At 68.8% G+C, this 26,675-nt stretch carries 23 protein-coding genes and 4 pseudogenes; 12 read left to right on the forward strand and 15 right to left on the reverse strand.

Translation table 11 applies throughout. The features are described from left to right. The first annotated feature begins 625 nt into the window (after positions 1–625). The gene (locus ACIQM3_RS07320) at positions 626–3,025 is read left to right on the forward strand and encodes a Helicase associated domain protein (protein WP_401620073.1); all 2,400 of its coding nucleotides are present in this window, start codon (positions 626–628) and stop codon (positions 3,023–3,025) included. A gap of 84 nt (positions 3,026–3,109) precedes the next feature. On the opposite strand, the gene ACIQM3_RS07325 is transcribed toward ACIQM3_RS07320, so the two are convergent. Together ACIQM3_RS07325 and ACIQM3_RS07330 are read right to left on the reverse strand one after the other, a co-directional pair. Further along, positions 3,110–4,396, reverse strand: coding sequence for a hypothetical protein (locus tag ACIQM3_RS07325; protein WP_401620076.1), 1,287 nt, complete (start codon positions 4,394–4,396; stop codon positions 3,110–3,112). A gap of 755 nt (positions 4,397–5,151) precedes the next feature. Then, entirely contained in the window at positions 5,152–5,574 is a 423-nt protein-coding gene (locus tag ACIQM3_RS07330; RefSeq protein WP_401620079.1) for a DUF6003 family protein, read from the reverse strand. 1,023 nt (positions 5,575–6,597) lie between these two features. Here ACIQM3_RS07330 and ACIQM3_RS07335 point away from each other — a divergent pair. After that, positions 6,598–6,858: a hypothetical protein gene (locus ACIQM3_RS07335; protein WP_401620082.1), complete on the forward strand. Its 261-nt coding sequence runs from the start codon at positions 6,598–6,600 to the stop codon at positions 6,856–6,858. A 381-nt stretch (positions 6,859–7,239) separates the two neighbouring features. Here the strand turns inward: ACIQM3_RS07335 and ACIQM3_RS07340 are convergent. Then, positions 7,240–7,695, reverse strand: a pseudogene (locus tag ACIQM3_RS07340) (hypothetical protein); the annotation flags it as partial. A 292-nt stretch (positions 7,696–7,987) separates the two neighbouring features. Here ACIQM3_RS07340 and ACIQM3_RS07345 point away from each other — a divergent pair. The 3 genes from ACIQM3_RS07345 to ACIQM3_RS07355 all read left to right on the forward strand — a co-directional run bounded on the left by ACIQM3_RS07345 (position 7,988) and on the right by ACIQM3_RS07355 (position 10,586). Then, complete coding sequence (locus tag ACIQM3_RS07345; protein ID WP_401620085.1) at positions 7,988–8,278, forward strand: hypothetical protein; 291 nt, start codon at positions 7,988–7,990, stop codon at positions 8,276–8,278. A 1,460-nt stretch (positions 8,279–9,738) separates the two neighbouring features. Further along, positions 9,739–9,966, forward strand: coding sequence for a hypothetical protein (locus ACIQM3_RS07350; protein WP_401620088.1), 228 nt, complete (start codon positions 9,739–9,741; stop codon positions 9,964–9,966). Beyond that, entirely contained in the window at positions 9,966–10,586 is a 621-nt protein-coding gene (locus tag ACIQM3_RS07355; RefSeq protein ID WP_401620091.1) for a hypothetical protein, read from the forward strand. The genes ACIQM3_RS07350 and ACIQM3_RS07355 overlap by 1 nt, the downstream gene beginning before the upstream one ends. A 154-nt stretch (positions 10,587–10,740) precedes the next feature. Here the strand turns inward: ACIQM3_RS07355 and ACIQM3_RS07360 are convergent. Then, positions 10,741–11,238, reverse strand: a pseudogene (locus ACIQM3_RS07360) (hypothetical protein). A gap of 112 nt (positions 11,239–11,350) precedes the next feature. Then, complete coding sequence (locus ACIQM3_RS07365; protein ID WP_401620094.1) at positions 11,351–11,446, reverse strand: hypothetical protein; 96 nt, start codon at positions 11,444–11,446, stop codon at positions 11,351–11,353. A gap of 114 nt (positions 11,447–11,560) precedes the next feature. Between ACIQM3_RS07365 and ACIQM3_RS07370 the strand changes: the two are divergent. The 4 genes and pseudogenes from ACIQM3_RS07370 to ACIQM3_RS07385 all read left to right on the forward strand — a co-directional run. Beyond that, a pseudogene (locus tag ACIQM3_RS07370) lies at positions 11,561–12,002 on the forward strand (ATP-binding protein); the annotation flags it as partial. A gap of 146 nt (positions 12,003–12,148) precedes the next feature. After that, the gene (locus ACIQM3_RS07375; protein WP_401620097.1) at positions 12,149–13,753 is read left to right on the forward strand and encodes an ISL3 family transposase; all 1,605 of its coding nucleotides are present in this window, start codon (positions 12,149–12,151) and stop codon (positions 13,751–13,753) included. Positions 13,754–13,794: 41 nt separating this feature from the next. After that, positions 13,795–14,190, forward strand: a complete 396-nt coding sequence (locus ACIQM3_RS07380; protein WP_401620100.1) for a GNAT family N-acetyltransferase — start codon at positions 13,795–13,797, stop codon at positions 14,188–14,190. A gap of 117 nt (positions 14,191–14,307) precedes the next feature. After that, positions 14,308–14,559 (forward strand): annotated as a pseudogene (locus tag ACIQM3_RS07385) (ATP-binding protein); the annotation flags it as partial. A 93-nt stretch (positions 14,560–14,652) separates the two neighbouring features. Here the strand turns inward: ACIQM3_RS07385 and ACIQM3_RS07390 are convergent. After that, complete coding sequence (locus tag ACIQM3_RS07390; protein WP_401620103.1) at positions 14,653–15,450, reverse strand: inositol monophosphatase family protein; 798 nt, start codon at positions 15,448–15,450, stop codon at positions 14,653–14,655. 451 nt (positions 15,451–15,901) lie between these two features. Here ACIQM3_RS07390 and ACIQM3_RS07395 point away from each other — a divergent pair, with 451 nt between their 5' ends. Then, the gene (locus tag ACIQM3_RS07395; protein WP_401620106.1) at positions 15,902–16,090 is read left to right on the forward strand and encodes a hypothetical protein; all 189 of its coding nucleotides are present in this window, start codon (positions 15,902–15,904) and stop codon (positions 16,088–16,090) included. 331 nt (positions 16,091–16,421) lie between these two features. Here ACIQM3_RS07395 and ACIQM3_RS07400 read toward each other — a convergent pair whose 3' ends face one another. The 5 genes from ACIQM3_RS07400 to ACIQM3_RS07420 all read right to left on the reverse strand — a co-directional run bounded on the left by ACIQM3_RS07400 (position 16,422) and on the right by ACIQM3_RS07420 (position 21,739). After that, the gene (locus ACIQM3_RS07400) at positions 16,422–16,871 is read right to left on the reverse strand and encodes a PaaI family thioesterase (protein ID WP_401620109.1); all 450 of its coding nucleotides are present in this window, start codon (positions 16,869–16,871) and stop codon (positions 16,422–16,424) included. A gap of 93 nt (positions 16,872–16,964) precedes the next feature. After that, positions 16,965–19,301 carry a molybdopterin-dependent oxidoreductase gene (locus ACIQM3_RS07405; protein ID WP_401620112.1) on the reverse strand — a complete coding sequence of 779 codons (2,337 nt, stop codon included), beginning with the start codon at positions 19,299–19,301 and terminating at the stop codon, positions 16,965–16,967. Positions 19,302–19,338: 37 nt separating this feature from the next. Beyond that, positions 19,339–20,010, reverse strand: coding sequence for an enoyl-CoA hydratase-related protein (locus ACIQM3_RS07410; protein WP_401620114.1), 672 nt, complete (start codon positions 20,008–20,010; stop codon positions 19,339–19,341). Between the two features lie 39 nt (positions 20,011–20,049). Next, complete coding sequence (locus ACIQM3_RS07415; RefSeq protein ID WP_401620117.1) at positions 20,050–20,661, reverse strand: TetR/AcrR family transcriptional regulator; 612 nt, start codon at positions 20,659–20,661, stop codon at positions 20,050–20,052. 319 nt (positions 20,662–20,980) lie between these two features. Further along, positions 20,981–21,739: a transcriptional regulator gene (locus ACIQM3_RS07420; RefSeq protein ID WP_401620120.1), complete on the reverse strand. Its 759-nt coding sequence runs from the start codon at positions 21,737–21,739 to the stop codon at positions 20,981–20,983. A gap of 87 nt (positions 21,740–21,826) precedes the next feature. On the opposite strand from ACIQM3_RS07420, the gene ACIQM3_RS07425 reads away from it, so the two are divergent. Next, positions 21,827–22,204: a carboxymuconolactone decarboxylase family protein gene (locus ACIQM3_RS07425; RefSeq protein ID WP_401620122.1), complete on the forward strand. Its 378-nt coding sequence runs from the start codon at positions 21,827–21,829 to the stop codon at positions 22,202–22,204. Positions 22,205–22,366: 162 nt separating this feature from the next. On the opposite strand, the gene ACIQM3_RS07430 is transcribed toward ACIQM3_RS07425, so the two are convergent. Next, complete coding sequence (locus ACIQM3_RS07430; RefSeq protein ID WP_401620125.1) at positions 22,367–22,570, reverse strand: hypothetical protein; 204 nt, start codon at positions 22,568–22,570, stop codon at positions 22,367–22,369. A gap of 159 nt (positions 22,571–22,729) precedes the next feature. Continuing rightward, positions 22,730–23,467: an NADPH-dependent F420 reductase gene (locus ACIQM3_RS07435; RefSeq protein WP_401620128.1), complete on the reverse strand. Its 738-nt coding sequence runs from the start codon at positions 23,465–23,467 to the stop codon at positions 22,730–22,732. Positions 23,468–23,614: 147 nt separating this feature from the next. Between ACIQM3_RS07435 and ACIQM3_RS07440 the strand changes: the two genes are divergently transcribed. Beyond that, complete coding sequence (locus tag ACIQM3_RS07440) at positions 23,615–24,463, forward strand: LysR family transcriptional regulator (protein ID WP_401620131.1); 849 nt, start codon at positions 23,615–23,617, stop codon at positions 24,461–24,463. 215 nt (positions 24,464–24,678) lie between these two features. Here ACIQM3_RS07440 and ACIQM3_RS07445 read toward each other — a convergent pair whose 3' ends face one another. Continuing rightward, the gene (locus tag ACIQM3_RS07445; RefSeq protein ID WP_401620134.1) at positions 24,679–25,047 is read right to left on the reverse strand and encodes an STAS domain-containing protein; all 369 of its coding nucleotides are present in this window, start codon (positions 25,045–25,047) and stop codon (positions 24,679–24,681) included. Next, the gene (locus ACIQM3_RS07450; protein WP_401620137.1) at positions 25,044–26,492 is read right to left on the reverse strand and encodes a PP2C family protein-serine/threonine phosphatase; all 1,449 of its coding nucleotides are present in this window, start codon (positions 26,490–26,492) and stop codon (positions 25,044–25,046) included. The genes ACIQM3_RS07445 and ACIQM3_RS07450 overlap by 4 nt, the downstream gene beginning before the upstream one ends. Between the last annotated feature and the right edge of the window lie 183 nt (positions 26,493–26,675).

Here is a 26,675-nt window from a genome sequence, read left to right on the forward strand (position 1 = left end):
CCCGCGGAGCGGGTATACAGGCGCTGCGCGCCTGAAAGTGACGGAATTCGCTTAGCGAATTCCTAAAGGCGCTTCGCGCCTTTAGGAAAAGCGCTTCGCGCTTTTCTTTAATTCACGCTTCGCGTGAATTGGCTTTTCGCTTCGCAAAAAGCATGACCGCATTCCGCTGCGCTCCATGCGGGAGCGTCCGCTGCGCTCCCGCCCACCGGCTTCGCCGCTGCAGCAGTGTGAGTGGGTATCACGTTGTGGCCTGTGTAGGTTTTAGGATCCTCAGCTGATCCCCGTAGTGGAGGTGATGGGTCGTTGGCCTGACGGCGCGCCGGCCCTCACTGTTGTGGTGACGGGTTCCGCTGCGCTCCACCCTGACCTCTCCCCCAACCTCAAAGGTGGTTTGGGCAATCTTGCTGATGCCCCATCAGTGTACTGTTCGGTCAGCTGTTCATGGGCGATAACGAGTCGCGTGGCATGTTGGGGAGCGAAGATGGGGAGTGGGTTATGCATCATGAGTCAGCGCTGTGTAGCGTTTGGGATCTGGAGTCACACCCGCTAGCGCCGCGCATCTCGCGCCGGGGCTTCTTTCCTTTATGATTACGTGCTGCATTCTGCGATAAGGGGGACACGGGGCATGGCCGTGAAACTGCGTGACCATCAGACCGAGGCCGTTGCTGCCATCGTGCGCGGCTTCGATGTCCCGCCGGGCGGTATCCCTTTCAATGGCTTGCGCGGGCAGGTGCACGCCGCGTGTGGCACGGGAAAGACGATCATTGCGGCGGCTTCCACTAAGCGGCTTGTGCCAAAGGGACGCACTCTCGTGCTGGTGCCGACGTTGGACCTGCTGGCACAGACGGTGAAGGCGTGGCGCGACGCCGGGCACAAGGGGCCGGCGGTTGCCGTGTGTTCGCTGCAGGACGACCCGGAGCTGTGGGGCATGAAGGTGCGCTCCACCACGAACCCTGTACAGCTGGCGCTGTGGCACAGCACGGGGCCCGTGACCGTGTACGCCACCTACGCGTCCCTGGGTGTCCTGGCGGAGGCTTTCGAGGGCGTCTACGGGCAGCAGTTGGCCCCGATGGACCTCGCGGTGGTCGATGAGGCCCACAGGACTTCCGGGTCGATGGGTAAGGCGTGGGCGGACATTCACGACCAGAGCGTCATCCCGGCGCAGCGTCGGCTGTACCTGACGGCCACGCCGCGGATCTGGCAAGAGCGCCTGAACCGCGAGGTGGCAGAGGGGGTGCGTGACCCGCTGCCGCAGGAGATGGCGGCCTCCATGGACGACGAGGCTGTCTTTGGGCCCGTCCTCTACAAGCTTTCGCTGGCGTCGGCCGTGTCGCGCGGGCTGCTGGCGCGCTACCAGATCATCGTCCTGGAGCTCCAGGACCCGGTCGTCACGCCCGAGCGGCTGATGGGTGAGGAGCGGCACAGCGAGAAGGTGCGTGGTGAGCGCCTCGGGGCGCTACAGGCGGCGCTGCTGCACACGATGGCGCAGCACGACCTGTCGACCTGCATCACCTTCCACCACCGGACGATAGAGGCGCAGGCGTACGCGGAGGGCCTGGAGCGTGTGGCAGCGAAGCTGCACGCTGACCAGCCGGAGAAGTACCCGGCGCAGATCTGGGCGGACTGGCTGTGCGGTGAGCACGTGCCCGAGCGCCGGCGGGGCGTCCTGGGCGGCTTCGGGTCCACCGCGCTGCGGGCCGTGCTCTCGAACTGCCGGGTCCTGGGTGAGGGCGTCGACATCCGAGCCGTGGACTCCGTGGCGCTCCTGGACCCCAAGGGCGCTCCGCACGACATCGTCCAGGCGATTGGCCGGGCGCTGCGTCAGAAGCCCGGACAGGGCAAGGTGGCCTCTTTGATCGTGCCGGTATTTCTCCAGCCCGGAGAGCAGCCGGAAGACATGTTCACCTCCGGATCGTATAAGCCTTTGGTGAAGGTGTTGGAGGGTCTGCGCGCTCACGACGAAGAGGCAATCGAATTGCTCGCGATTCCGCAGGAGCCTCAGAAGGACGTCGCGCAGCCGTCCGAGTACATCGGTTCGCCGCCCGAGGAAGGCGAGGACGAATCCCGTCTGCTGCTGCGTTTTGCCGCTCCGCGCGACCCGGTGATGGTCGCGGACTGGATTTCCTTCAACGTGATCGACACGGAGCGCCAGGACTGGGGTCGCGGCTGGGCGGCGTTCAAGAAATTCGCGGAGCGTGAGCTTCACGCCCGGGTTCCGTACGGGCACAAGGAGGGCGCGTACCCGCTGGGGCAGTGGGTCGCGGAGCAGCGGCGGGCGTATGGGGCGGGGCAGATGACCGGCCTGCGCGCCCAAAGGCTGGAGAAACTCGGCATGGTCTGGAACCCGGCCGATGAGCGGTTCCAGGAGAACTTGGAGGCCGCCAAGGCGTACTACGCGGAGCACTGGACTCTCTGCGCTCCGAGGTCCGCCGTGGCCCTGGACAGGCCGGTGGGGCAGTGGCTGTCCAACCTGCGCCGGGCCGGTGCGCTGGAGGGGCACCCCGAGTGGAAGACCGCTCTGGAGGCCGTGGATGAGCACTGGGATCCGGCGTGGCCGGCGGAGTGGCAGAGGCACTACGCCGCGCTGCGGGAGCTGCTGACGGACGAGGACGACCACTCCGACGTCCTGCCCGGCTTCACCGTCCACGGCATGGACGTGGGGAAGTGGCTGGCGAAGCAGCGTCAGCACACGGTCTGGGTGGGGCTGATGGAGGAGCAGCGCGAGCTCCTGGAGGCGGTCGGCGTCGTGCTGCTGTCCCCGGAGCAGGCAGAGCCCGCCAAGGCCCCCAGGAAGGCTGTGAGCGCCTTCGAGAAGGGCGTGGCGGCCCTGGAGCAGTACAAGGCCCGCGAAGGCTCAGTGAAGGTCCCCAGGGCCCACGTGGAGCGACTTGAGGACGGGAGCGAGGTGAAGCTCGGGGTGTTCCTCAGCAACAGCAAGAGCCGCCGGGACAAGCTGACCGCCGACAAGCTCCAGGTGCTCGCCTCACTCGGGCTGGAGTGGGCGGCGACCGAGGCGGTGGCGTGATGACCACGGGCGAGCAGGGAGTGGGCTGACAGGTGGTCCGTGTTGATCTGCGGCAGCGGGTGGGCGATTACCAGGCGATGGCGGTCAACGGATGAAGGTGCACGCGGTGCTGGCGGCTGCCGGGTGAGGCGGACGAGCTCGTCTGCGTAGAGGCGGGCGCGGTTGGTGGCGCGCACTTCGGCTCCAGCCTGGACCTGCTGCAGGGTCTGGGGGCCGGCGAGGTGATCCTCTTCGTCGAGGAGGACGCCCTAACGGACGATCCGGTGCGGAGCCGGGCGGCCGCCAATCGCATGTATGACCGCGCGGGCCTGCTGGAGATCGACCGGTTGCTGTCCTGCACCCGCCGGTCTTGAGCGAGTCATCGTCGGGCTCGTCCACCAGCCGTCCGTGCCCCCCGGCGACGCTGGAACGGCCATCGCCCGACGGCCTGGTCAGCGCCTCCCGCAGTGCGTCGATCCCCGGATAGGGGTGCGCGCTGCGGCGAGTCTCAGCACAGTAGACCCAGCACGTGACCTGGCAGTGTCCCAGATAGTCCGGGTTGTGAAGGGTGGAGAGCCTGCCCGCGCCGAGCCGGAAAGCACCGTCGAGCTCGTCGCGGACCGCGTCGCAGACGTGATGTCCCGCTGCGGTCAGCTCGAACCACAAGTCCATGACCAGTTCGATGTTCTGCAGGTAGTCGCGCTCAGCCCGGCGGCGCTCGGGATCGTAGTCAAGAACGAGCGAGTGGTCCCAGAGCTCGTAGAAGTCGTCGGCCTTCCGGGAAAACGTGCTGGCGTGGGTGAAGAAGTCCAGCAGGTCCGACAGGGCGTGCTGGAAGTTGCCCATCGCGTTGGTGACCTTGGTGAACGGCTTCGGCCACTGAGCGTCGACCATCCAGAGCCGCAGCTCCTTCAGGCGGTCCTGGACCGTGAAGGGCATGCCGAGCGGCGGGGTCAGCGACGCTTCGGAGGCTTTGCGCCAGGTGTCGAGGCCGGCCAGCTCGGACCAGCGCATCGCGAGGTCGACTGCAGCCAGGCGGGCGGTCTCGCTGATCTCCTCATCGACCGCGGCCAGGAGATCCAGCCAGCCCTCGACATCGCGGTCAGCCGCCGTGAGCCTGCCTTCGCCCTCGTGCTGGTCCGCATACTCGATGCACCGCTTCACGAATCGCTGGACGAAGTCGGCGGTCGGCAGGCTCTGGATCGACGGGCTCAAGGCCCGGCTGATCGTCGCGTGCGGCAGCTGTTCCTTCTCGCTCGGCTGGTTCTTCTTCCTGCCCCCGAGCTTGGTCGCCGTCCCGGCTCCGCAGGAGGTCATTAGCTGCCGGAGCTGACCGATGAACCACTGCGGATCTGCCTGAATGTCGAGCTCTCGCCCCGATTCCATCACCATGCCAGCGAGGCTATCGAGCAGAGCATTGGCGGGGACGCCGGAATGCCGGTCTGGGGTGTCCAGGAGTGTCCAGCCCGGCCAACGGTGGTGGAACCAGGTCCTGTTGATGCCGTTCGCTGTGATCGCCGGAACTCGCCGGCTTGATCAAGCAGAGGCATCAGATGGCCATCGCATCGGACGTACTCCAACTCCTGCAGGGAGCGCTCGGCAGCTGGCCGGCGACTGGGCGGTTCTGCCTGCTCGCCGCCGTGCTCACGCTCGCGTGGATGGCCGTCACCCGGTGGCGGGATGGCCAGCGCCCGGCCCGCGGTCGACGAGGTACCCGCCCTCGCAGGTTGAGGGCGGGCCGGTCCCGCGCCGTGCGGCCGGGGCGGGCCGGTCCCGCGCCGTGCGGCCGGGGCGGCGGGTGCCCTCGGCCCGCCGCCGGAGCTGACACGCTGCGGCCCGTGAGAAGCCGGACCTATCGTCACCGGATGTCGGCGCCGTGCTCGAGCACATCACGGCGATACTGCGGCTGTGGCCCACCGCCCTCCCCCGGTAGGCATCCGGCTGCCCAGGTCACGCGGTCAGTGAGCCGGCCACCGCAGGAGCAGAGCCGCACCCAGGAACGACACCGGCGCGGATAGACATCCGCAAGCAGTGGCGGTTCGGTCTCGGTCACGTAGTCAGGCTGGCTGTCCCCAGCACACGCCGGTCTCGTCAGCGCCTAGATCCATAAGAAAGGCCCTGGGCCGATGGGCGGTGTCGCCGAACGTTCACACCGTCAGGCGGCCGATGTCCTGAGGGTCGAGACCGGTCAACTGGGCGATGCGCGGAGCCGGAACGCCCGCCGTCAGGGCCCGATGGACGAGGGCTTCCCAGTCCTGAGTCGTCTCCCGGAAATCCAGCAGTTCGCTCTCCATGTCCGTGACGGTCTGGGGCGCACACTCCTGCTGCACCCGCAGCGCTTCGTCCTCGCTCAGTGGAACAGGCAGGCGCTCCGCGTTGTCTGGGATGAACCCCTGGGCTTCGGCCGGGAGGATCCTGACCTGCTCCGAAAGGGCCGAGACTCCGTGAGCCTGCAGCCATCCCAGAACGGCTGGTGTGTCCGCACACTCCAGGAAACCGACGGCAGCCAGGGCCGCCCCCCGCCGAGGGTGGCGGTCAGGAAGAAGGAACAGGTATGCGTCATCGGACATCGCGCGGATTCGCCTTCTCGATCAGACCTCGGCGGGCGGACTGATGCTAGCGCCCCTGCTGGCTCCGACTGCCACTCGCATCCATCCGGTTACATCCCCACCTGACGAACCACGCCGGGCTGGTCGTGGCTTCTCATGGATCGCTTGGCGGCGTGGCAGGCCGGGCCTTCGTTTCCCGGTGCAGGTGGCGCAGTCGTGCGGCGAACTCTTCGACCGGGCCCATCTGTATCTCCTGCTCTCTTCGCTGTTCGGTGTCGTTCGCCGTCCTTCGGCCCGCCCCACCGAACACGCCAGGGCTGCCTCAATGAGTGGCGTCAGACCGATCCGCGCCACTGGAAGGCACCCTCGTGATGGTCCTCATTCTGCTGCTCGTCGGCCTCGTACTAGGCGGTACTTGGTCCGCTTACGGCCACCGCCGTCGCGGTTCTGGCCCACGACCCCGCCCGGCGCGCCGATGCCCGTCGCGTCCTCCACCTCCTGCTGACCCGGCCCCCTGTTCAAGCGACACCGGCCCGAGCACTACTCCCACCCGCCCGCCCCGTGGCCCATGGCGGAGCCCCGGCGTTCAGTGGAGGTAGCCGAAGAGACCGTTTTTGGCTTCCTCCCGGCCTTCGGCCCTCCTCGGCCGCGCGAGCCTCGGCTGCCTCCCGTCGCGCCTCTTGATGCTGGTGCAGACGCTGCAGTCGCTGCCCTGAGGTCTGGTCCTCCCAGCCGTCGCGGGCCAGAGCTCGCGGCCGCAAGTCGGACACGGCCACGCGGCGGCCTTCGGCCGGCGCTGGGCCTCTATCTCCTGCTGACGTTCGCCTTCCTTCCGGGTGCTCTGCTCGGTGCGGCGTTCTTCCTCGCGGAGACGGTATGCGCGGGAGTCGTCGGGTTGTCGAGGGCGTGCTCGACGGTTTCCCAGGCGGGGTGTCCGTAGCGCCACCAGACAGGGCCGGTCGCCCCACGGGTGAATGGAGCGGACGAAGGGTGAGCATCGGGGCGCAGGCGTGCCCTGCGGGAGGGCGGCGCGTTGTACCGGCCATGAACGTATGCCGAACCTTCTCCGTCGCCGCGGCCGGATGCTTTGTGCTGGCCGCCGCCCCCACTGCCCAGGCTGACAATTTCGCTCCGGCACTGACCAACACCGTTCTCACCGCCGGCACCGCCGGAGAGCGGACGGGCACAGCCGCTCATGGAGTGGCGGAACGGACCGGGGTCGCGAAGAAGGTCCCGGCGGTCGTGGGTTTCGTGCAGGAGGGGGCTGACGCGGTGGCCGCGCGCGACGGGTCGGCCAGCGGCTGATCACCCGCGTGTCCTCGAAGCCGAGAGACGACTGGATAGGTCGACGGTTGAAGGGAGGCAGATGCCGGCGGCTGTGCGAAGCATCCTCAGCGTGCCCCTGAGCAGGTCCCCCCTCTGTGCAGCAACTGCGTCTATCCGAACAGCGGAACACATCAGCTTCGAGGGCGTCCAGGCGTAGCTGTTCGTAGCGCAGCGGGTGGCGCCACACGCCGTGGTCCTGTGACACGTTCGCGCTGATCTCCGCGACCAGGACGGGAACGACGAGGAGCGGCTCCAAGGGGGTGCGGCTGGTCCAGGACGCGGTGAAGCGGACGCCGGTTCAGGGGTGGCCGGGATCGGCTGCGGTGAGATGGGTGGCGATGTCCTGGGCATAGCTGGGTTTCAGCGGGGTGGTCTTGCCCACCAGCCGCAGGCGTCCGGTGGTGTCGTAGCGGCCCAGGAGCAGGACCTGGGGGCGGTGCAGGGAGCCGGTGACGGCGCCGATGAGTGCTTCGGTGGAGTCCCCGCGGCGGACCCTTGGTCCAGCCGCGCACGCCCCTGCGGTAGCTTCCCGTCAAGCTTTGGCCACCACGCCTTCGACGCCGGTGACGTCAGTCCACTCGTACAGCCACTCCCCCGGCGATCGCCGGTCGGTGGTCGACGGGCACAGCGTGGACGCGGTGTTAGCCGGTGGCCGGCGAACAGGGCCTCCGGAATGTCGCGGCGGCGCGCGAACGGCTCGTCCAAAAGCTCCTGGCCGTCGCTCTGCAGGACGTCGAACGCGATGCCATGGGCGGGCATCTCAGCCGCCAGGGCCTTGGTGTTGCGCCCGGCAGTCGCGCGGCGTTGCAGGGCGGTGAAGCTGAGCTGCCCGCGGTGGACGAGGACAGGCGGAAGAAGCGCACGTCACCGCGGCCGGAGCCTGCACAGCCGCCTGCACCCCACGTGGGGACGAGGTGGCCGACCCGAGACGCCGACGGAGATCGAACAGCTCCGGCTCAGGGCCGTCCCGGCCAACTTCCCTGAACTCGCCGCCCTGGCCGGCCACGCCCGGTCCTTCGCCCAGATGATCCCCGAGCGCCAACGGGATCGTGGCTGACGGTAGCCGCGATTCGGTGACAGCCCTCAACGGTGCTCGTAGGATGCCTGAATGCCTGAGCCGATACGAATGAGCCGCCGCGCGTGGGTTGCCACCTGGGCGGTGCTGTGCGCGGCCGGCCTCGGCGCCGCTGCCGGTCTGAACGCCTCCTCGTCACCGGACCCGCAGACCGAAATGCCCGTCAGCGCCGAGTGCGCCGAGCGCATAGCGGATCTCGAGACACAGTTGGCCAAGACCAAGCAGGAAGGCAACGATGCAGTGCTGGGCTTCTCGCGAGTCCAGGTCGGTGCCGAGAACGACTGCCGTGACGAACTCCGTGAGCACTTCCGTGGCGATCAGTGAGCCCTTGTATCTGGCTCTCCGCCCTGGCCGGGCTGACTCTCATCGTTGCACAGCGTGATCATCGTTGACAGGGGTCAGGTGTTCCCTAGGCAGCTCTGGCGAGGCATGCCCGGGGCCGCAGGAGTCATTCGGCCGAGCCCTTGATCATTCTCAGAGCCAGCGGCTGTATCCGAGGCCGCGAACGCGAGTGTTCAGGTCCCGGTGTCGACTGCGTCGAAGCTTGGCAGGATCACCTGCCATGGATTCCGCCGTCATAGCTGCGCTCATCACCACGCCCACGGCTGTCCTCGCGGCCGCAACTGCCTACGCCGCAGGCCGCGCACAAGCGTGAGCAGCCGCCCGCTGCGGCCCCGTGGACGCCGTCCGCCGGCAACACCAGCGCGAGGCATACGCCGCTTTCGTCGCCCCGACCGCCCCGTGCGAGAGCCACATGTTCCGGGTGTACCTCGGCATCCTCGACCCCACGGCTGCGGCGCCACTGGAACGGCACTCTCACCACGCAGGACAACGAAGCCCTTGTCTTCGCCGCCGCAGCAGTCCGCCTGGAAGGGCCGGCGCACCTCGCTGTTCTGGCCCACGGAATCGAGCTCGCCTCGAATCACGTCTACGGCGCCGCGCTGGAACTCCAGCAAGCCGAGGGCCCCGTCGCGTCTACCGCGAGCGCAAAGTTCGACGCGCGGCACAACATCCTCAAAGACAGGGCAAAGGCGTGTGTCGAAGCCGCCAGCACGCATTTCAACGGCTCCCGGCTCCAGCGGGGTGCGGCTGTTCCAGGCGCGGTGAAGCGGACACCGGTCCGCGGGTGGTCCTGGGCCGGATGCGGTGAGGTGGTCGGCAAGGCCCGGGCCGGGCCGGGACGGGACGGGCCGGGCCAGGCCTTGCCGGGCCGGGCCTCAGCGGGACGGTCTTGCCCACCAGGCGTAGGCGGCCAGCGATGTCGTAGCGGCCCAGCAGCAGAACCTGGGGGCGGTGCAGGAAACCCGTGACGCCCCCGATGAGCGCTTCGGTGGAGTCCCCGCGGCGGATTCACCTGTGCCTGGGCGATCTCGATGGCGGTGGAGCGCACGGCGCCCTCGGTGACCGCCTGATCGACGTGCCGATGGCCGCGGCGTCGGTGCCGCCGTAGCGGTGAGCGGTGAGCATCGCCTCCTGGGCGGTCTGCGGGACCAGCCGGGACTGGATGAGGGCGGCCATGCCGGGGCAGGCAACCTCCGCCATCCCCTGCCCGCTCTACTCCCTGTACGCCGAGAAGTGGGACTACCCGCCCCCTTCTGACCACTGTCATCTTCGCCGCGTACGGGACAGTGGCGGTCCTCGCGATCCTCGTCTCCGGTGCCCTGTCCGACCGGTACGGCCGTCGGCCCGTACTCCTCGTCGCACGTCCTGCTGCTGCTCGCCGGGCTCGCCGTTTTCATCTTCGCCGCGGGACCCGAGTATCTCGTCGTGGCGGATCCTCAACGGTGGGGATCGGCGCGATCGTTGTTGTCGGCGGGGCCGCCCTGCTGGACGTGCACCCGCAGCGGGCGGCACGGAGCGGGACACTCACCGCCATCGCGTTCAACGTCGGCATCGCCATCGCCGCACTCGGCACCGCCACCCTCGCGCCCAGACCCCCCGCCACCCCCTGCTCCTGCCCTATCCCGCCCACGCGCTCATCGCCCTGGTCCTGCTCGTCCTCCTCCTGGTGATGCGTGAACCTCACCCATCGGCCGGTGCCGCAACCATCGGGATCCCACGCCCCCAGGCGGCCAAGGAGATCCGCGGGCGCTTCATCTCCTCGGTGATCGGCGCCGGCGCCACCTGGGCCGTGCTCGGGGTCTGTTTACCGCTGGAACCCTCCATCGCCGCGCACGCCGACGGCCCGTTCTTCGGCGGCGTCGTCATCGCGGCTGTGACCCTCACCACCGCGGCCACCCAGATCGCCAGTGCCCGCTACCCAGGGTGCACAGTCGCGCTCGTCGGCGACACGGCACTCGCCGAGCTCATACTGGCCGGAGCAGGCGGCCTCGCGACCGGCAACGCCGCCGTCATCATTGCCACCGTCGCACTCCAGGGCGGTGCCTACAAACTCGCCCTGCGCCACCGGACCGCACACCTCCCCGCCGAGCGGCACGGGGCCGTCATGTCTGGGCATCGGCGCAACCGTCTGGAACGACACCGCGATCTTCCCCGTCTTCTCCGTGCTCGCGGCCCTCCTCTGCCTCTCCGGCGTAGTGGTCGAGCGGGTGCTGGGGCCCGAGAGAGGCACCCTGAGGCGACATCGACGCCGAGGACTGATGTAGGCGGCGGGGTGAGCAGGATCCACTGACCGGCGGCCGCTGTACCGGACCCACAGGGCAACGGGGCGCCGGCCCTCTCCAGCCGACAACAGGACCCGACACCCTTGCAGAAGCATCAGACCGCCGCCAGATCGACAGCAGTCAATGGCCCGCCCTTACGTGTAAATGCCTTCGACCAAGCTCTCAGCCCTTGCCGAAGTGCACCGAGGGGAAGGCGCCCGCTGCTCGGAGGGTTCCGGAAAACGCGCCGGCCAGTACGGTGAGGCGCGCGGTGGCAGCCAGGCCGAGGGGGTCGTACGGGGCGGCATCGAGGCGGTCGGTGAGCACCTCGGTCTCGCCGTGCAGGGCCGTGCCCGCCTGCGTGAGGTTGCCCGCCCCGTCCAGCAGGCCGCGCTCGCGCACCTGGTCCCGGGCGGCGTCCCACTGCTACGCGGACCACCCACGGGCCCGCATGAACACTGCCGATGTCCGCGCCGTACCGGTGGCATTGTGCAGGACCAGCGCCTCGATGCCGGACAGGCCGGCTGTCGCCAGGGCGGCGAGGTGGCCGTCACCCCGGCGCTCGCGCAACAGCGTCGCAGCGTGCCACAGGGCCAGGTGCGGTGCTTCGGGTACGGGGAGATCGGCGTTGGCGGCGTACAGCGGACGCCCTTCCCGACAGCAGACTTCGATGACGTGCAGCCACCCCGGTCACCTCTGCGCAGACGAGGGCCTCCTTCCCGAGCAGCCGCTGCGGCGTCCGGTCCGCGCCGTACAGGCGTGCCGTGAGCACCGCCTGCGGTGTGGTGAAAGTTCACGCGGCGGGGATGTACCGCTGCACATGCTCGTGGTTGAAGTTGTAGAACGTCGCTGTGACGGTGCCCGCATCGACGGCCCCGAACGGTGCCACACGGCTCGCTCCGCTGCCGCCTGACCCGAGGCCGCTGCCGTCAGTGGCCGCCTACGACGAACTGCTACGGCTGCGCCGCCGGCACGCCGGACCATCTGCCCAACAGGGGGAATCATGACCGCAAAGCGCAACCGGGGACTGATCGAGGAAGCTGCGGACGCGGCGGTGGACCAGGCCTGCCGGATGCTCCGGCTGCCCACCATCCGGGCCCAATATCCAGAGCTCGCTTCGGCTGCCGCGCAAGACCAGATGACCTACAGCCGGTATCTGGCAGAACTGCTGATGTCGGAGTGCGACGACCGGGCCGAGGTCGTTTGATTTCGATGCGAATCCGGCCATCGACCCGGCCGCCATCCACACCCTGGCCTCCTGCAACTGGGTCAAGAAGAGCATGCCGCTGTGCCTGATCGGCGACTCCGGGGCCAGGAAATCACACTTGCTGATCGCGCTCGGCACCGAGGCCGCGATGCACGGGTAGCCAGTCAAATACGTTCTCGCGACGAAACCCGTCAACGAACTCGTTGAAGCCGCTGATGAGAAGCACCTTGCCAAGACCGCCCGTGGCTTTGTCGAGCAGTAGTGGTTCTGGCTCAGGTTGTGTGGTCCGTGCACTGTGAGTAACGACTGAACTCACAGGGACAGCCAGGTAAGTTGCCTCAAAACGACCAGTGGCACGCGTGGCTGGGCCGACAGTTCGTGGCTGTGAATGAGATCTTGTTCCGGCTGGAGGAGCTGTTGTTCCCGTCGATCGCGGACGTCGCGGTGCTGTCGGTAGACGTGAACATCGCGATAGTGCGTGTTGATGTGCGGTGCACCGCAGCTGGTGCCTCGTGTCCGGGTTGTGGGGCATGGTCAGCCAAGGTGCACGGCTCGTACCTGCGGTTTCCCGCTGCTGTTCCGAGCGCGGGACGAAGCGTGGTTCTCCAGTTGCGGGTCCGCCGGTTCACCTGCGAGAACGTTGAGTGCGGACGTCGCACGTTCGTCGAGCAGATACCCGGCCTGACTCGGAGAAACGGTCAGCGTGCCGAGCGGCTCCGCTCGACCCTGGCCTCAATCGGTCTTGCCCTGGCCGGCTGGGCCGGTGCCCGCCTGGCTGCCATCGTGGGCGGGGCGGTCAGCCGCAGCACGGTCCTGCGGTTGGTCAACGCGCTTCCCGAGCCGGAGGTGCCCGCTCCGCGGGTGGTCGGCGTCGACGAGTACGCCACCCGCAAGGGCCGCCACTACGGGACCGTTCTTGTGGACGTCGAGACCCGTCGGCCCATCGACCTGCTGCCTGACCGGGAGTCGTCGACCCTGGCTGCGTGGCTGGCCCAGCGGCCCGGAATCGAGGTGGTCTGCCGGGACCGCGCCCCGTTCTTCGCCGAAGGCGCCGCCGTCGGCGCCCCGCAGGCTGTGCAGGTCGCAGACCGGTGGCACCTCTGGCACAACCTCAGTGAGGCAGCCGAGCGGAGCATCGCCCAGCACCGCCGATGCCTGCGTGTCCTGGTGCCCGAGACACCTGAAACGCCCGAGACGGAGCCAGGACCTGTGCAGGAGTCCTCCGGCTCGCCTTGGCCGACCGGCCAGCGGTTCGCCGACCGAACCCGGACCGTTCACGCCACGGTCCACGCCCTGGTGGAGGCCGGACACAGCCGTCGCGCGATCCAGCGGCAGCTCGGCATGACCAGCCGAACCGTCAAACGGTACGCGGACGCTGGCAGGCCAGAAGATCTTTTCATTGGTCAGTGGCAAGCAAGGCGCTCGGTTCTCGACGAGTACAAGCCCTATCTCGACGACCGCTGGAACGAGGGCGCAACGAACGCATGGAAGCTGTGGGAGGAGATCGCTCCACTCGGCTACACGGGCAGCTACCAGCGGGTTCGCGCCTACCTCCGCCAGAAACGCACTTCACCACGGCCGGTGACGGCCCGTCCGCCTTTGCCCCGGATCGTCGCCGGGTGGGTCCTCCGCCGACCGGAATACCTCTCCGAGACCGAACAACTCCGCTTGAAGCACGTCCGAACCAACTGTCCCGAAATCGATGCACTCACCCGGCACGTCCGGTCCTTCGCGACCATGCTTACCGAGCGCCAGGGCGAGCTCCTGCCGGACTGGCTCACCGCCGTGAGACAAGACGATCTCCCCAGCCTCCACACCCTCGCCGCGGGCATCGACCGCGACCGTGACGCCGTCACCGCCGGCCTGACCCTCCCCTGGAGCTCGGGTGTCGTCGAAGGCCATGTCAACCGGATCAAGATGCTCAAGCGCCAGATGTTCGGCCGTGCCGGCTTCCACCTCCTCCGGAAGCGGGTTCTCCTCGCCCAGTAGTCGATGCGGACCAAGTACCGTCTGGGCACTAGGATCTGGACGTGGCGATCAAGTATGAGTGGCAAGGCGACTTCGACAACGCATCCCTCAACAGATTGCACGCCGACGGTTTCGGCTCCCCGGTCGCTCAGACCGACTGGCAAGCACGGCTTGAGCGCCACAGCCTTGGCTGGGTCTGCGCGTGGGAAAACGGCGCTGTGATCGGATTCGTCAACGTTGTCTGGGACGGAGGAGCACACGCCTTCATTCTGGACACGGTGGTCGCGCGGCATCTTCGGTCGAGAGGTGTTGGTGCCGCGCTTGTCGCAGTGGCAGCCAAAGAAGCTCGCGCCGCGAAGTGCGAGTGGCTCCACGTCGACTTTGAGGAACATCTGCGTACGTTCTATTTCGACGCCTGTGGCTTCCGGGAGACAGCAGCAGGGCTGATCGCCCTGTAACACCACGGCCCGCCCCCTCGGCCTCGGTGCACGCCGCCCCACTCATTCCCAGCTGTCACCCACCGTGTCGGCACCACAAAACCTGAGCCAGAACCACTAGACATCAACGAAGCCACCGCCCGCTACGGCCGCGTCGACCCTCTCTGTAATGATGAGCTCGGCTATATGGAACTGGACCGACGCGGAGCCGAACTCCTCTTCCAAGTTTTAACCGAGCGCGAGGAGAGCTCTGTGGCGATAGCCTCCAACGAATCGTTTGGAGGATGGACCAAGACCTTCACCGACCCCAGGCTCTGCGCGGCCATCGTCGACCGCCTCACCTTCGCCGGCAACATCATCGAGACCGGCACAGACTCCTACCGGCTGGCCATCCCGGGCCCGTACGGAAGCAGCAGCGGCGAGTTGACCCGGCACCCCCACCCACGCCACGGCCGAAGCGAGGGCTGCTTTCCAAGTGCAGTCTTAGCTTCGGCTGCCGATCATCGACATCAGCAGCCCGTGGGTTTCGGCGTCGGCGGCCACGACAAGTCCGTGGCCTGCCTGCCCGATCGGGGCGCCGTCGATCCCAGTGGCTACACAGCCAGCAGCCTGGCACAGAGCGATGCCAGCGGCGAAATGCACGCTCGCGGAGAGGTCGCCGCCATCGGTGACGTACGCGGCGCGCTTGCCAGCTGCGACCCAGGCCAACGCCAGCGTCGTGGACACCACTCGTGGCCGGAACCGCTCGACGAACCCGGGGTTGGCCAGCAGGTCCACCGCCCGGAAGCCGGGCGCGCTCGGGAACGGCGGATCCAGGTTGACGTCCACCAGCTGGGTGACGGACGTGGGCGACAGCTGCACATCAGCCCCATCGTGCCGCACCCAGGCGGTCTCACCGTCAGTGAAGAAGACCTCGCCACTGAACGGGTCGGCCACTGTCGCCGCACCGTCGCGCAGCGCCACGTTGACGGCCACCAGCATGTTGCCGACGGCGTAGTTCAGTGTGCCGCACAAGGGATCCACCAACCACTGGCGCACAGCCTCGGCGGCACCCTGCTGCCCGCCTTCCTCCCCGAGGACCGCATCATGGGGTCGAGCGGAACGGATGACACCGAGGATCGCCTTCTCGGCCTCGACATCGGCGGCGGTGGCGAAGTCCCCGGCGCCCTTATCGATGCGGGTGAGCCGCTGGCCGTACATGTTGCGCACCACATCCGCGCCGGCACGTGCCGCAGCTATCGCAACCCCGGCATCGTCAAGGCCCGCGTATGAGTTGATCATGTCGTGCAGAATACCTGCGGAGTCACTTCTCACATTCGGATTTTGCTCCTGGCGCCCCTGAGCGGAGTCAAAACTGTCCTACGTCTGGAGTCAGTTGTCACTGACGCAGCCAAGCGCTGGACCTCGCGCGGGCTGCGGAGTCGTACGACTTCGACGCCCAGGCCGGCGGTATCTGCTACCTGCTGGGCGTAGCGGGGCCGGTTGGCGCGGTACTTGCGGATGGCGGTCGGCAGGAGTGAGCGGCGGGCAAAGAAGGCCGCGGACCAGGTGAGGCGCCGGGCCTGTGCGTTGTCCTCGCGGCCTGCTAGGAGCTCTCTTACGGATCACCGGCAGAGAGATCTCAGGACCTGATGGTGGCGACGAAACTGTTGCCTGCGACGATGCGCCTGTGAGCTACGACCTTGTTGTATGGGGCGGCGACCGTCCATCTGACAACCGTGCTGCGAGCTCGATGTATGACGAGCTATACGAGCGCTATCTGGAGTCGGACGATGTCGTCGTGCCCCCCGCGCCGCGCATCGTGGCGTACGTGGAAGCTCTCGTCGCGAACCGGCTTCGTACGCGTACGACGTCCCACTGCTCCTGGATCCCAAGGGCGTCGCAGGGAGCCGGTGATGCCGCCTTCGGCCCCGGCGCGTGATGCCCCGGTTGCGGGCCCTGCCGGAGCGCGGGTCGAGGGCCCCGGAACGCTGAAGCGGTCCGGACAACGTGCGTGAGCGGCAGCGGTCGGCATATGCGGGGAGCCGCAGGGCCTGGTTACGCAGGGAACGCTTGGGACGATTCCTGGATACGGTCGATCAAGTGGTGCTGGTTCACGGCGTCGGCGAAGGTCGTCGCCTCGGCGGGTGCCGCTGGCCTTGTCGCCGGCTTGCAGTGAAGGGCCCAGAGCGGTGCCGGGGCCTCCTTGGAGGGAGGGCCGACGGGCTCCCGGCCCGAGGCCCGGCGGGGCCTCGGACACGGCAGCCCTGCTGTCAGCCCTGGAGGATCAGGCAGGTGGTGGTGGCGTGCGCAATCAGTTTTCCGTCGCTGTCCAGGACCTTGCCTTCGGCGGTGGCGGTGCGGCGGCCGGCGTGGATGACGGTGCCCTCGGCGGTGAGGGTGCGTCCATCGGTCTGTGCGGCGCGGATGTAGTTCACTTTGAGTTCGAGGGTGGTGTAGCCGACGCCCGCCGGGAGCGTCGTGTGTACCGCACAGCCCATCGCCGAGTCGAGCAGGGTGGCCGCGATGCCGCCGTGGACGGTGCCCAGGGGGTTGGAGAAGTCGGGGCGGGTGTCGAGGGAGACGACGATGCGTCCGTGTTCGACCTCGTCGAAGCGCATGCCGAGCAGCCGGCCGATGGAGGGGACGTCGGTGGGGAGTTCGGTCTGGACCCAGCGCATGAGCTCGAGGCCGGTCAGGGCGGTGAAGTCTGTGGTCGTCACGGGGTGTTCCTTGCTGTCGTGCTGATGATGAGGCCGCACTCGAGTGCGGGGCCTTCCTTCGCCTCGGGGGCGAAGAGGTCGGTGGGGCGCCCGTCAGCCGGGAAGCGGTTCGATGCGCGCGGGCACGTGCTTGTGCCAGGGGGTTCCGGCGATGGGGTCGCGCCAGTGAAGGTCGGTGAGGGTGTTCACGGCCACGCCGGTGCGCTCGGTGGTGCCGGCCTCGGTGGGCAGGTCGAGGCCGAAGCCGTTGGGCAGGGCGGCGTGGCCGGCCTGCATGCGGTCGTCGATCTCGACGGTGGCCTGGGCGGTGCCGCTGCGGGTGGTGATCTGTGCGCGGGCGCCGTCGGCCAGGCCGAACTGCTGGGCGTCGTGCGGGCTGATGCGCAGGGCTCCGTCCGGGTCGCGCTTGCGCCAGGTGTTGTCGCGGAAGATCGTGTTCGCGGTGAACGCCCTGCGCTGCCCGGCCGCCAGGACGATGGGGAACTCGTCGGTGGTGTGCACGGACGGGGTGGTGTCCAGGGCGTCGAGGAGGTCGAGGAGTTCGGGGATGGGCAGCGGGATGCGGTGGCCTGGGTGGGGGACGTACCGCCAGGCGTCCTCGTACTCGTCCTCGGTGAACGTGATCCCGGAGCGGCCGGCGAGCATCGCGTCGAACAGGGCGTCGGCGGTCTTGTGCCCGGCCCGGCGCATGGCTTTGGGGTAGGCGCGGCCGATGCGCTGGGCGAGTCCCCACAGCACGGCGGCCGAGCGGGCGCCGTCGGGGAGGGTGGGGCCGAGGGTTTCGTAGAGCAGGTGGGGCGCCAGGCCGAGGACCTTCTTGTCCACCGCCGCGAGGGCCGCGAAGGCGAGCTTGAAGGGGGTGCGGCCCAGGCGGGCCGCCGTGCGGAGCACCGTCAGGTGGGTGCGGGGCACCAGGTCGAGTTCGCGGATGAGCCGTGCGTAGATTTCCGGTTCGGGCAGGGTGCCGGGCAGTGCGTCGAGGAGCGGGGCGCGCAGGTGGAAGTTGTTGCGGGGGAACTCGACGTTGAAGAAGGTGGCTTCCCACTTCTCGAACTGGGATGAGGCGGGCAGGACGTAGTCGGCCAGGCGCCCGGTTTCGGTGTGGGCGATGTCGATGACGACGACCAGGTCGAGGGCGGCGAGCGCCTTGCGGAAGGTCGCGGAGTCGGCCAGGGAGTGGGCGGGGTTGGACGACTCGATGACCATCGCCCGGAACCGGTCGGGATGGTGGGTGAGGATCTCTTCGGCGATGACGTTGGCCGGCACCAGGCCGCCGAGCATGCGGGCACCGGTCACCGGGGTGTGGCGCACGCGCGTGGAGTACTGCGCCAGCGGGGCGCTCCAGGAGTGCGGCTGCATGGCGCCCGGCTTGGCGAAGTTCCCGGTCAGCAGCCAGATCAGCTTGTTGAGGTAGGAGACGAGGGTGCTGTTGGGTCCCTGCTGCACGCCGAGGTCCTCGTACGTCGACAGGCTGGAGGCCCTGGCGATCCGGCGTGCGGTGGTGCGCAGCAGGTCCTCGTCCAGGCCGGACACCTCGGCGCACCGGGCGACGTCGACGGCGGCCAGGTGGGGCAGTACCTCCGGGGCCTGGGTGGTGCGGGTGTTGAGGAAGGCGTGGTCGATCAGGTCTTCCTGGACCAGGATGCCGAGGATGGCGGACAGGCACCAGGCGTCGGTGCCGGGTCGCAGCTGCAGGTGGATGTCGGCGAGGTCGGCGGACTCGGTGCGCACCGGATCGATGACGATCATGGTGCGGGCGGGGTCCTTGGCGATCTCCTTGAGGACGGTGCGGGCGCGCGGGACGCCGTGGGTCTGCCAGGGGTTCTTGCCGATGAAGAGGGCGACTTCGGCATGCTCGAACTCGCCTGTGGTGTGTCCGCCGGTAAGGTGGGCGTCCACCCAGCCTTCGCCGGTCTTCTCCTGGGCGAGGGCGTTGGAGCGGTAGCCGGCGCCCAGGGCGCGCATCAGGGCGCCGCTGTAGGAGCCGCCGAGGTGGTTTCCCTGTCCGCCGCCGCCGTAGTAGAAGATCGACTTTCCGCCGTGGGTGTCGCGCACCGTCTTCAGGCGGGCGGCTATCTCCGCGATGGCGGTGTCCCAGTCGATGGGGGTGAAGCTGCCGTCGGCCTCGCGGCGCAGCGGGGTGGTCAGCCGGGTGCCGCCGTTTTGGTAGTGGTCCAGGCGCAGTGCTTTGTTGCAGGTGTAGCCGTCGGTCAGGACGTGTTGCTTGTCGCCGCGGATTTTCGCGAAGCGGCGGCCGTCGAGCTGGATCTGGATCCCGCAGTTGTTCTCACACAGGATGCAGGCGGTCTTGTGCCAGGGTGCCTCTGCCAGGTGCGTCATCTGCTTGTCCTCGACTCTCCTGCGCTGCTGGTGGGCTGCGGCGGCCTGCGGGTGCTGACTGACCTCGGTGCGGGCAGGCGGGCCGGACACCGGAGCTCGGCTGTCCGGCCCGTCTGCCGGGGTGGGGTCAGCCCAGGGGGTTGGTCGTGTCGTGCAGGACGGCCAGGGCGGGGGCGTACATGCGGGCCTTGATCGTGCCGAGGGTGTCGCCGGCCTTGCTGACCTGCGTCTGGGCGAGCTCGACGGCCGTGGCGCGGACGGCTTCTTCGGCGACCGCCTGGTCGACGATGCCAGCTGTCTCGGCGTCGCTGCCGCCATAGCGGTGGGCGGTGAGCATGGCCCGGTGCGCGGTCTGCGGGGCCAGCCGGGCCTGGATGAGGGCCGCCATGCCGGGGGTGAAGGGGATGTTGATGTCCGCCTCGGGCAGGCACCAGTAGCCACGGTCGGCGCGCATCACGCGGAAGTCGTGGGCCAGGGAGAACATCGCGCCGGCCGCGAAGGTGTGCCCCTGCAGCGCGGCGACGGTGATCACCGGCAGCGACAGCATCCGGGCAAACAATCCGTGGACCGTGGCGACGTAGTCCTGGTGCTGGTCGGCGTGGGCGAACAGCCAGTCCAGGTCCAGCCCGTTGGAGTAGAACTTCCCCGTCGCAGCCGTCACCAGGGCGCGTGGCCCCTCCGCCTTCTCCACCTCGTCCAGCGCTGCGCCGACGGAGGCAAGCCAGTCGGGGTGGAATCGGTTCTCGCCGTCCCCGAGGTCGAGCACGAAGACGTTTTCCTGGCGGTCGAGCGTGGGCATGACGGCTCCTTCAGACGGGTCGGAACAGATTCGTGCAGGTCAGTGCTGCGTCTTGTCGCCCTGGTCGGGGCGGTGGTGCAGTGCGTAGGCCAGCAGGTCATGGATTTCGGCGGCGGCGGCTTCCAGCGCAGCGGTGCTCTGCTCGGCCCGGCACATGATCACCGCGCCTTCGACCGCGGCGATGACAAACGCGGCCAGCCGCCTGCTGCGCTCCTCGGGCAGGCCGTGCCGGGTGAACAGTCCGGCGAGCGCCTCCTGCCAGCGGGCGAAGACCACGGCTGCCGAGCGGGCCAGCTCCGGGGCGTTGTCATTGGTCTCCACGGCCACCGCGACGATGGGACACCCGGACCGGAAATCGCTCTCGATCAGCCGCTCACGCCACAACGCGAAGAAGGCGTCGACGGCAACCAGCGGGTCGTCGGCCTCCACCGCGGCGTCGATCAGTGCGGAGATGAAGTCGCCGGCGAGTGTCACCGCCTCGTCGATCAGCTGCGTCCGGCCGCCGGGGAAGTGGTGGTACACCGACCCGCGGGGTGCGCCGCTGTGCTCCAGGACGCGGTCGATGCTGGTGGCGCCGGCACCGTACTCGCGCAGGAGCGAGGCGGCACTGACGATCATCCGCTCGCGGCTGTCGCTCTTGCGAGGGCTCACGTGTTCACCGTCCCGGCAGCGTCCTGCGTGAGGAGAAAGTTGTGGGGCATGCGATGGCCTTCCTGGCACCGCCGGGCGGAATTCGCCCACGTGAGGTACCAGCTAGTAACTTATGGTCTATGGCATAGAACATGCAAGGGTTACGTTCCCCGTGCTGCCGGACCTGCATCTCAGCCCGGCCGGTTTCGAGGCTGGAACGCTTGAGGGACCGGCCTGGGCCGATGGCCGGGGCGCGCTCGGCGCCGGCCCCGTTCGGCGAACGCGGTTGCTGACGAGCTCGCCAAAGCTCACGTGGCTGCCTGCCTGGGTGAGCGTTGCCTCAGGAGCGGCGCTGGGGCTGCTCGTCGCTGGAGACCCCGTTGCTCGGCTGCTCGATCTGGTCGAGAGTGGCGGCCCAGCTCGCCAGGAGGCGGAGTCCGTCGTGCGATGCGGTGCCGGGCGCGGCGCTCATCGCGGTGAGTGTGAGGCCCGGGGCGTTCGGGGTGGGCAGGCCCTCGAAGGCGAGGGTGAGGTCACCGACGGCGGGATGGCGAAGGCGCTTGATGCCGGTGCGGTGCAGGCGCATGTCGTGTGCGCCCCACAGCCTTCGGAAGTCCTCGCTCCGGGTGAAGAGTTCACCGATCAGGTCGCTGAGATCACGGTTACAGGGGTCCTGTCCGGCCTCGGTGCGCAGCAGGGCCGCGGACGCGGCCCGTGGATAGTCCACTTCCGGCATGAACTCGACTGCACCGGGGTTGAGGAACTGGAACCGTGCGAGATAGGCCGGCCGTGCCGGGTCCTGGAACAGAGGCCAGTACAGGGCTTCGCCCAGGCGGTTGGTCGCCAGGATGTCGAGACGGCCGTTGCGGACGAAGGCGGGCGCCTCGGTCATCGCGTCCAGCAGTTGCTGCAGGGCGGGCCGGACCGGCTGCGCAGCACGGCGGCGCTCGGGCCTGCGGGTCGTACTGGCGGTGCGGGCCAGGTCCAGGAGGTGGGAGCGCTCGGATTCGTCGAGCTGCAGCGCGGGCCAGGGAGTCCAGGACGGCTTCGGAGGTACCGGAGAGGTTGCCGCGCTCCATGCGGGCGTAGTACTCGGCACTGACCCCGGCGAGCATCGCGACCTCCTCGCGGCAGTTCTACTGCGGGAACGGATGCACCCGGGCCGTGCACGCGGAAGGACCCGATGATGACGGAGAGCGAGAAACCTAAGGGACCGCGCCAGCAGTTCGGAGACATCGCCCCGGCATTGGCCGGATACAGCGAGGACGTGCTGTTCGGGCAGGTGTGGGAGGACCCACACCTGCCCGCTCGGGACCGCAGTCTGGTCACGGTGGCCAGTCTGATCACCAGCGGCAGCAACGAGCAGCTCGCCTTCCAATTGGGCAAGGCCCGGGAGAACAGGGTCAGCGACACCGAGCTGATCGCGACGGTCACGCACCTGGCGTTCTGCGCCGGATGGCCCAAGGCGATGTCCGCCCTCACTGTCCTCACCCCGGGAAACCCGAGGGCGGGCGTAAGTCCGAGAAGGTCCGGAACCAGGCGCCCGGCTGGGGACCATCGGTGACAGGCGGCTGTGCCTACCGATCCCCTTTTGCACCCTCCACCCGTGCGTGACCAGGTCACGTCCGTACGCAAGCAAGGAGAACCATCGTGGAGATCATTCAGCCTCCGGCACGGCGAATTTGCCGGTGGAAATGTCTACCGGGGATGCGTGGGCGGATGTGATCTACCGCGGTGAGGCCCCCTCCCGCGCGAGGGTGAACATGGTGCGCTTCTCGCCCGGCGCCCGCACCGCCTGGCACTCCCACGGCCTGGGCAGACCCTTTACATCGTCGAGGGCATCGCCCTCATCCAGTCCCGCGGCGGTGAGATCGTCGAGGCCCACCCCGGTGAGGTGATCTTCACCCCGGCCGGTGAGGAGCACTGGCACGGTGCGGCCCCGGATCGGTTCATGGCGCACATCGCACTGTGGGAAGGCGACGACGTCGACTGGCGGGAGCACGTCACCGACGCCGGTCGGAGTGGGTGGAGTGGCGGGGCGGGCGGGCGCATTGGTTTCGCGAGCAACCGGGGGGCTGATCGCCCGCTGTTACATCCGGAAACCCGCGGGCCCTCGCACTGCGGCGGCGGCGAGCTCCTTGATCCGGGCGACGGGTACGGGCACACCGGGGGCCTGCTGGACCCAGGCCACGAATTCCATGATGGTGAGGTCGGACGGCGGCTGCCCCACGTACGGGATGGCGTAGAGAGGGGTATTCGGTTCGCTGCGCCAGCTGTCGGCCAGTGTGCCGAGGTCCACCGCATCGAAGCCGAGGACATTCAGCAGGTCGGCCACCTCCTTCCTGGCGTCCGGGTCGTCGCCGGAAAGTGGCAGCGCGGTGCGGTCGGGGGCTCCGGCCGGGCGGAACAGCTCCAACAACTGCTTGGGGCCGATGTTGTGCAATGCCTTTACCACCTGGGCATCTGCGAGGTGGCGCTGCACCAGTTGGCTGGAGGTCAGCACGTCGTTGTCGAGTTCCGGTACTTCGAATTCGCTATGTGGCGCGTAGTTCATCGGGTCGATCACGGTCTTGCCGGCAAGCTCCGCCCGCGGCAACTGCTCGTAGGCGGCCAGCGGCACGGACGCGATGACAAAATTGCCGGCTCTTGCTGCTTCGGCCGGGGTGGCCGCGCGGGCCCGCTCGCCGAGCTCCGAAACGAGACCGGCCAGCGTTTCGGGGCCGCGTGAGTTGCTCAGGACGACGTTCAGGCCGGCGTCGACGGCGCGGCGGGCGGCCCCGAGGCCGACCATGCCGGTGCCGATGACGCCGAGGGTTATTGCGCTCACTCTGTTGTCCGTTCGCATGTCCCGCGTCGCGGCATCCGGCGGGCAGGGCCGCCCCGGCGGGCTCGTACCCATCACAGCCGGAGTGACCTGCGCGAACAATGACCAGAAACACCCGGCAGCGATCACATCATGTGATAGATCAGGCAGATGGAACTGAGGGCACTGCAGTACTTCGTAGCCGTAGCCGAGGAGCTGCACTTCGGGCGCGCGGCGCAACGGCTGGGCATAGTGCAGCCGGCGGTCAGCCAGCAGATCGCCCGGCTCGAACGCGAGCTCGGCGTGCGCCTGCTCGACCGCACCTCGCGCCGGGTACGGCTCACCCCGGCCGGCAAACGAGTGCTCGCAGCAGCCCGTGGGACCCTCGCCGCAGCGGCCCGGGTGCGGGTGGTTGCCGGAGAACCGGCGGCCGTCCTGCGGATCGGGGTGGCGTCCTGCGCCACCCGACGGCTCGACCGGGCGGTGGGCCGCCTGAGCGACAGCGAACGCCCCACCGAGCCGAGATTGGTCGACCTGCCGACTGCCGCGCGACTCGACGCCGTCCGCGACGGAGAGCTGGACCTGGCATTGGTGCGGGGCGCGCTCACCTCCGCGGCAGTGACGGTGGTGCGCGCCTGGTCCGAGCCGCTGCACGCGGTGCTCGCGCGTGAACACCCCGCCGCCCGCAAGCCCATGGTCAGCCTGCACGACCTCGACCCCTACGGTCTGCGGCTTCCCGCCCGAGACAGTGACCCGCCGATGCATGACGCGATCCTCGCCGCCCTGCCCATGGCCCCGCTGCGGCCTCCTGCCGGGGACATGCTCAACGTCCTGTTCGAGGTGGGCCGGGACACCGAGGGCTGGACGCTGATGCCGGCCGAGCAGCTCGACGTGTCCCGCTCCGAGCGGCTGCTCCAGATGCCGCTCGACCCGCCGGTGACCGTCGATGGCCACGTCGTCACCTCACTGGCCACCCCGGAGCCGTGCGTGGCGTCGTACGTGGCCGCGTTCGCGGACTGAACTGCCGCCTCGGGCAGGGCGTTGATCCGGGGGTGCGGGGTGGCTCGGTTGAAGCCGCCGCGCCGATGTGTGGCGCTCTGACAGAGCGGCCGAGCGCGCGTCGCGATCAGTACGTAGGTCGCGGCGCGCGCTTGGTCATGCCCCCGCGCGCTTGGCCGTGACGCTGTGCCGTGCCAGGCGAATTCGCTGAAACCGGTTGTGCGCGTGAGGGGATTTCAGGCGGTGGAGCGGTTGCCCCGGCGTGCCACGAGCGCGGCCTCGGTGCTGGGGTAGGCGGGCAGCAAGGTGTCCATCCCGGTGACGCTGAGCAGGCGGCCCAGCCGTTCGGGAATGGCCGCCAGGGTCAGGGAGCCGTCGGCGTCCTTGGCGCAGCGCCAGATACCGATGAGGACTCCCAGCCCCGAGGAGTCACAGAAGGTGACGCCCGTCAGGTCGGCGACCAGGTCGGGATGTCCGGCCGCGATGAGGTCCAGGGCGCGGGACCGTACAGCAGGTGCGGTGGTGATGTCGAATTCGCCGGACAACGCGATCACCGCCAGGGCGCCGTCGGTGTACGGGACGTCGATGTGGAATACGTCGGTCATGGGCGTCGGTTCTCCTGCCCGGCGACGTCGGCGGTCGGGGCGGCGGCGCTGTGAGCGGTGGTGGTGATGCCTGCGGGAGCGGCATCGGGGGTGGGAACGGACAGGGCCAGTAGGGCCACGTCGTCGCGTTCGGTGTCAGGGAGTGTGTCCAGCAGTGCGACGGTGTCGTCGATCAGGACGCCGGCGCTCACCGGTCCCGCCAGCCGGGCCAGGAAGTCGGTCAGGCCCGTATCGGCGAGCATGTGGCCATCAGAGGTTCGCGCCTCGGTCAGCCCGTCGGTGTACAGCAGCAGTCCCTCGCCGGGTGCCAGGTGCAGGGTGCGTGAGGCGAAGACGGCTTCGGCGAACGCGCCTACCAGCATACCGCCCTTGGCGCGGGCCGCTTCGACCCGCACACCGCCGCCCTCGGTGGGGCGCAGGTGATAGGCGGGCGGGTGACCGCCGGTGGCCAGCGTGACCGTGAAACCTCCGTCCCCGGCGGGGTCCAGCAGGCCGAAGACGGCGGTGCAGAAGCGGGTGCCAACCGCCGCGTCCAGCAGCAGCGCCGTGTTCAGTGCCTTCAGCGCGGCTGTGGGATCCGCGTCGACTAGGGCTGCAGCCCGCAGCGTGTAGCGGGTCAGTGAGGTGACCGAGGCGGCTTCAGCGCCTTTCCCGCACACATCGCCCAGGAAGAAAGCCCACCGGCCCCCGCCGACGGGGAAGACGTCGTAGAAGTCGCCGCCCACCTCCTGCGGGGAAGCGGTCTTGTAATGGCAGGCCAGCTCCAGCCCCGGTACCGCGGGCAGTGCGGGAGGCACCAGGGTGCGCTGCAGGGTCGAGGCGAACGCGGCGATGGCCGCCCTGTCCCGCTCCGCACGCTGCCTGGCCTCTTCCTCCGCCTGGCGTTTGTCCTGCTCGACCTTGCGGCGCTCCTGCTCGACGCGCACCACGTGCAACGCCGAGAGCCTCAACTCCAGTTGGTCACACACCACGGCGGCCAGGTCCCCGAGGGCGGAGGCATCGGCCTCACTGATCTCGCGGGGGCGGGTGTCGAGGATGTTGACCGTGCCCAGCCGGTACCCGTCCGCGGTCGTGATGGGAGCGGCGGCGTAGAACCGCACCCCCATCGGGCCGGCGACCAGCGGATTGGAGCAGGCGACCGGATCCAGCAACGTGTCAGGGATGACGGTGGTGTCATCGGTCAGCACCGCCGAAGCGCACAGCCCGGGATCGCGGCCGATCTCGGTGACGCCTTCCAGGCCGTGGGTGGCCTTGAACCAGATCCGGTCCTCGTCCACGATCGTCACCGTGGCCACCGGCACCTCGAACAGCCGCGCGGCCAGCGCCGCGACTCGGTCGTATGCGCCGTCCGGTGGGGTGTCGAGGATGTCGTAACGGCGCACCGCCGCCATCCGCGCCGCCTCGACCGATGCGACCAGGGGATCGTTCGGTGCTATCGCAGGCACGCTCGCTTGTTCCGGCATGTTCCTCGTCTCGCTCATCCCCCCAAGAAGGCACCGACCGGATGGCCAGCACCCCCGGCACTCTACCGACCGCCCCCGAGTCACCCGATTTCGCGACGATCTTTAGTTCTCACCCCGGGAGAGCAATCAGCCCGAGCACACCGCCCGTGGCGGCGGCACGGCATG

This window comes from Streptomyces sp. NPDC091271 (assembly GCF_044757505.1).
Classification (GTDB): Bacteria; Actinomycetota; Actinomycetes; order Streptomycetales; family Streptomycetaceae; genus Streptomyces.

Coding starts and splice junctions, on each gene's coding strand:
- ACIQM3_RS07320 (WP_401620073.1), top strand. CDS start 626: ATGGCCGTGAAACTGCGTGACCATCAGACCGAGGCCGTTGCTGCCATC.
- ACIQM3_RS07325 (WP_401620076.1), bottom strand. CDS start 4,396: ATGGTGATGGAATCGGGGCGAGAGCTCGACATTCAGGCAGATCCGCAG.
- ACIQM3_RS07330 (WP_401620079.1), bottom strand. CDS start 5,574: ATGTCCGATGACGCATACCTGTTCCTTCTTCCTGACCGCCACCCTCGG.
- ACIQM3_RS07335 (WP_401620082.1), top strand. CDS start 6,598: ATGAACGTATGCCGAACCTTCTCCGTCGCCGCGGCCGGATGCTTTGTG.
- ACIQM3_RS07345 (WP_401620085.1), top strand. CDS start 7,988: ATGCCTGAGCCGATACGAATGAGCCGCCGCGCGTGGGTTGCCACCTGG.
- ACIQM3_RS07355 (WP_401620091.1), top strand. CDS start 9,966: ATGCGTGAACCTCACCCATCGGCCGGTGCCGCAACCATCGGGATCCCA.
- ACIQM3_RS07390 (WP_401620103.1), bottom strand. CDS start 15,450: ATGATCAACTCATACGCGGGCCTTGACGATGCCGGGGTTGCGATAGCT.
- ACIQM3_RS07395 (WP_401620106.1), top strand. CDS start 15,902: ATGTATGACGAGCTATACGAGCGCTATCTGGAGTCGGACGATGTCGTC.
- ACIQM3_RS07410 (WP_401620114.1), bottom strand. CDS start 20,010: ATGCCCACGCTCGACCGCCAGGAAAACGTCTTCGTGCTCGACCTCGGG.
- ACIQM3_RS07425 (WP_401620122.1), top strand. CDS start 21,827: ATGACGGAGAGCGAGAAACCTAAGGGACCGCGCCAGCAGTTCGGAGAC.
- ACIQM3_RS07440 (WP_401620131.1), top strand. CDS start 23,615: ATGGAACTGAGGGCACTGCAGTACTTCGTAGCCGTAGCCGAGGAGCTG.
- ACIQM3_RS07445 (WP_401620134.1), bottom strand. CDS start 25,047: ATGACCGACGTATTCCACATCGACGTCCCGTACACCGACGGCGCCCTG.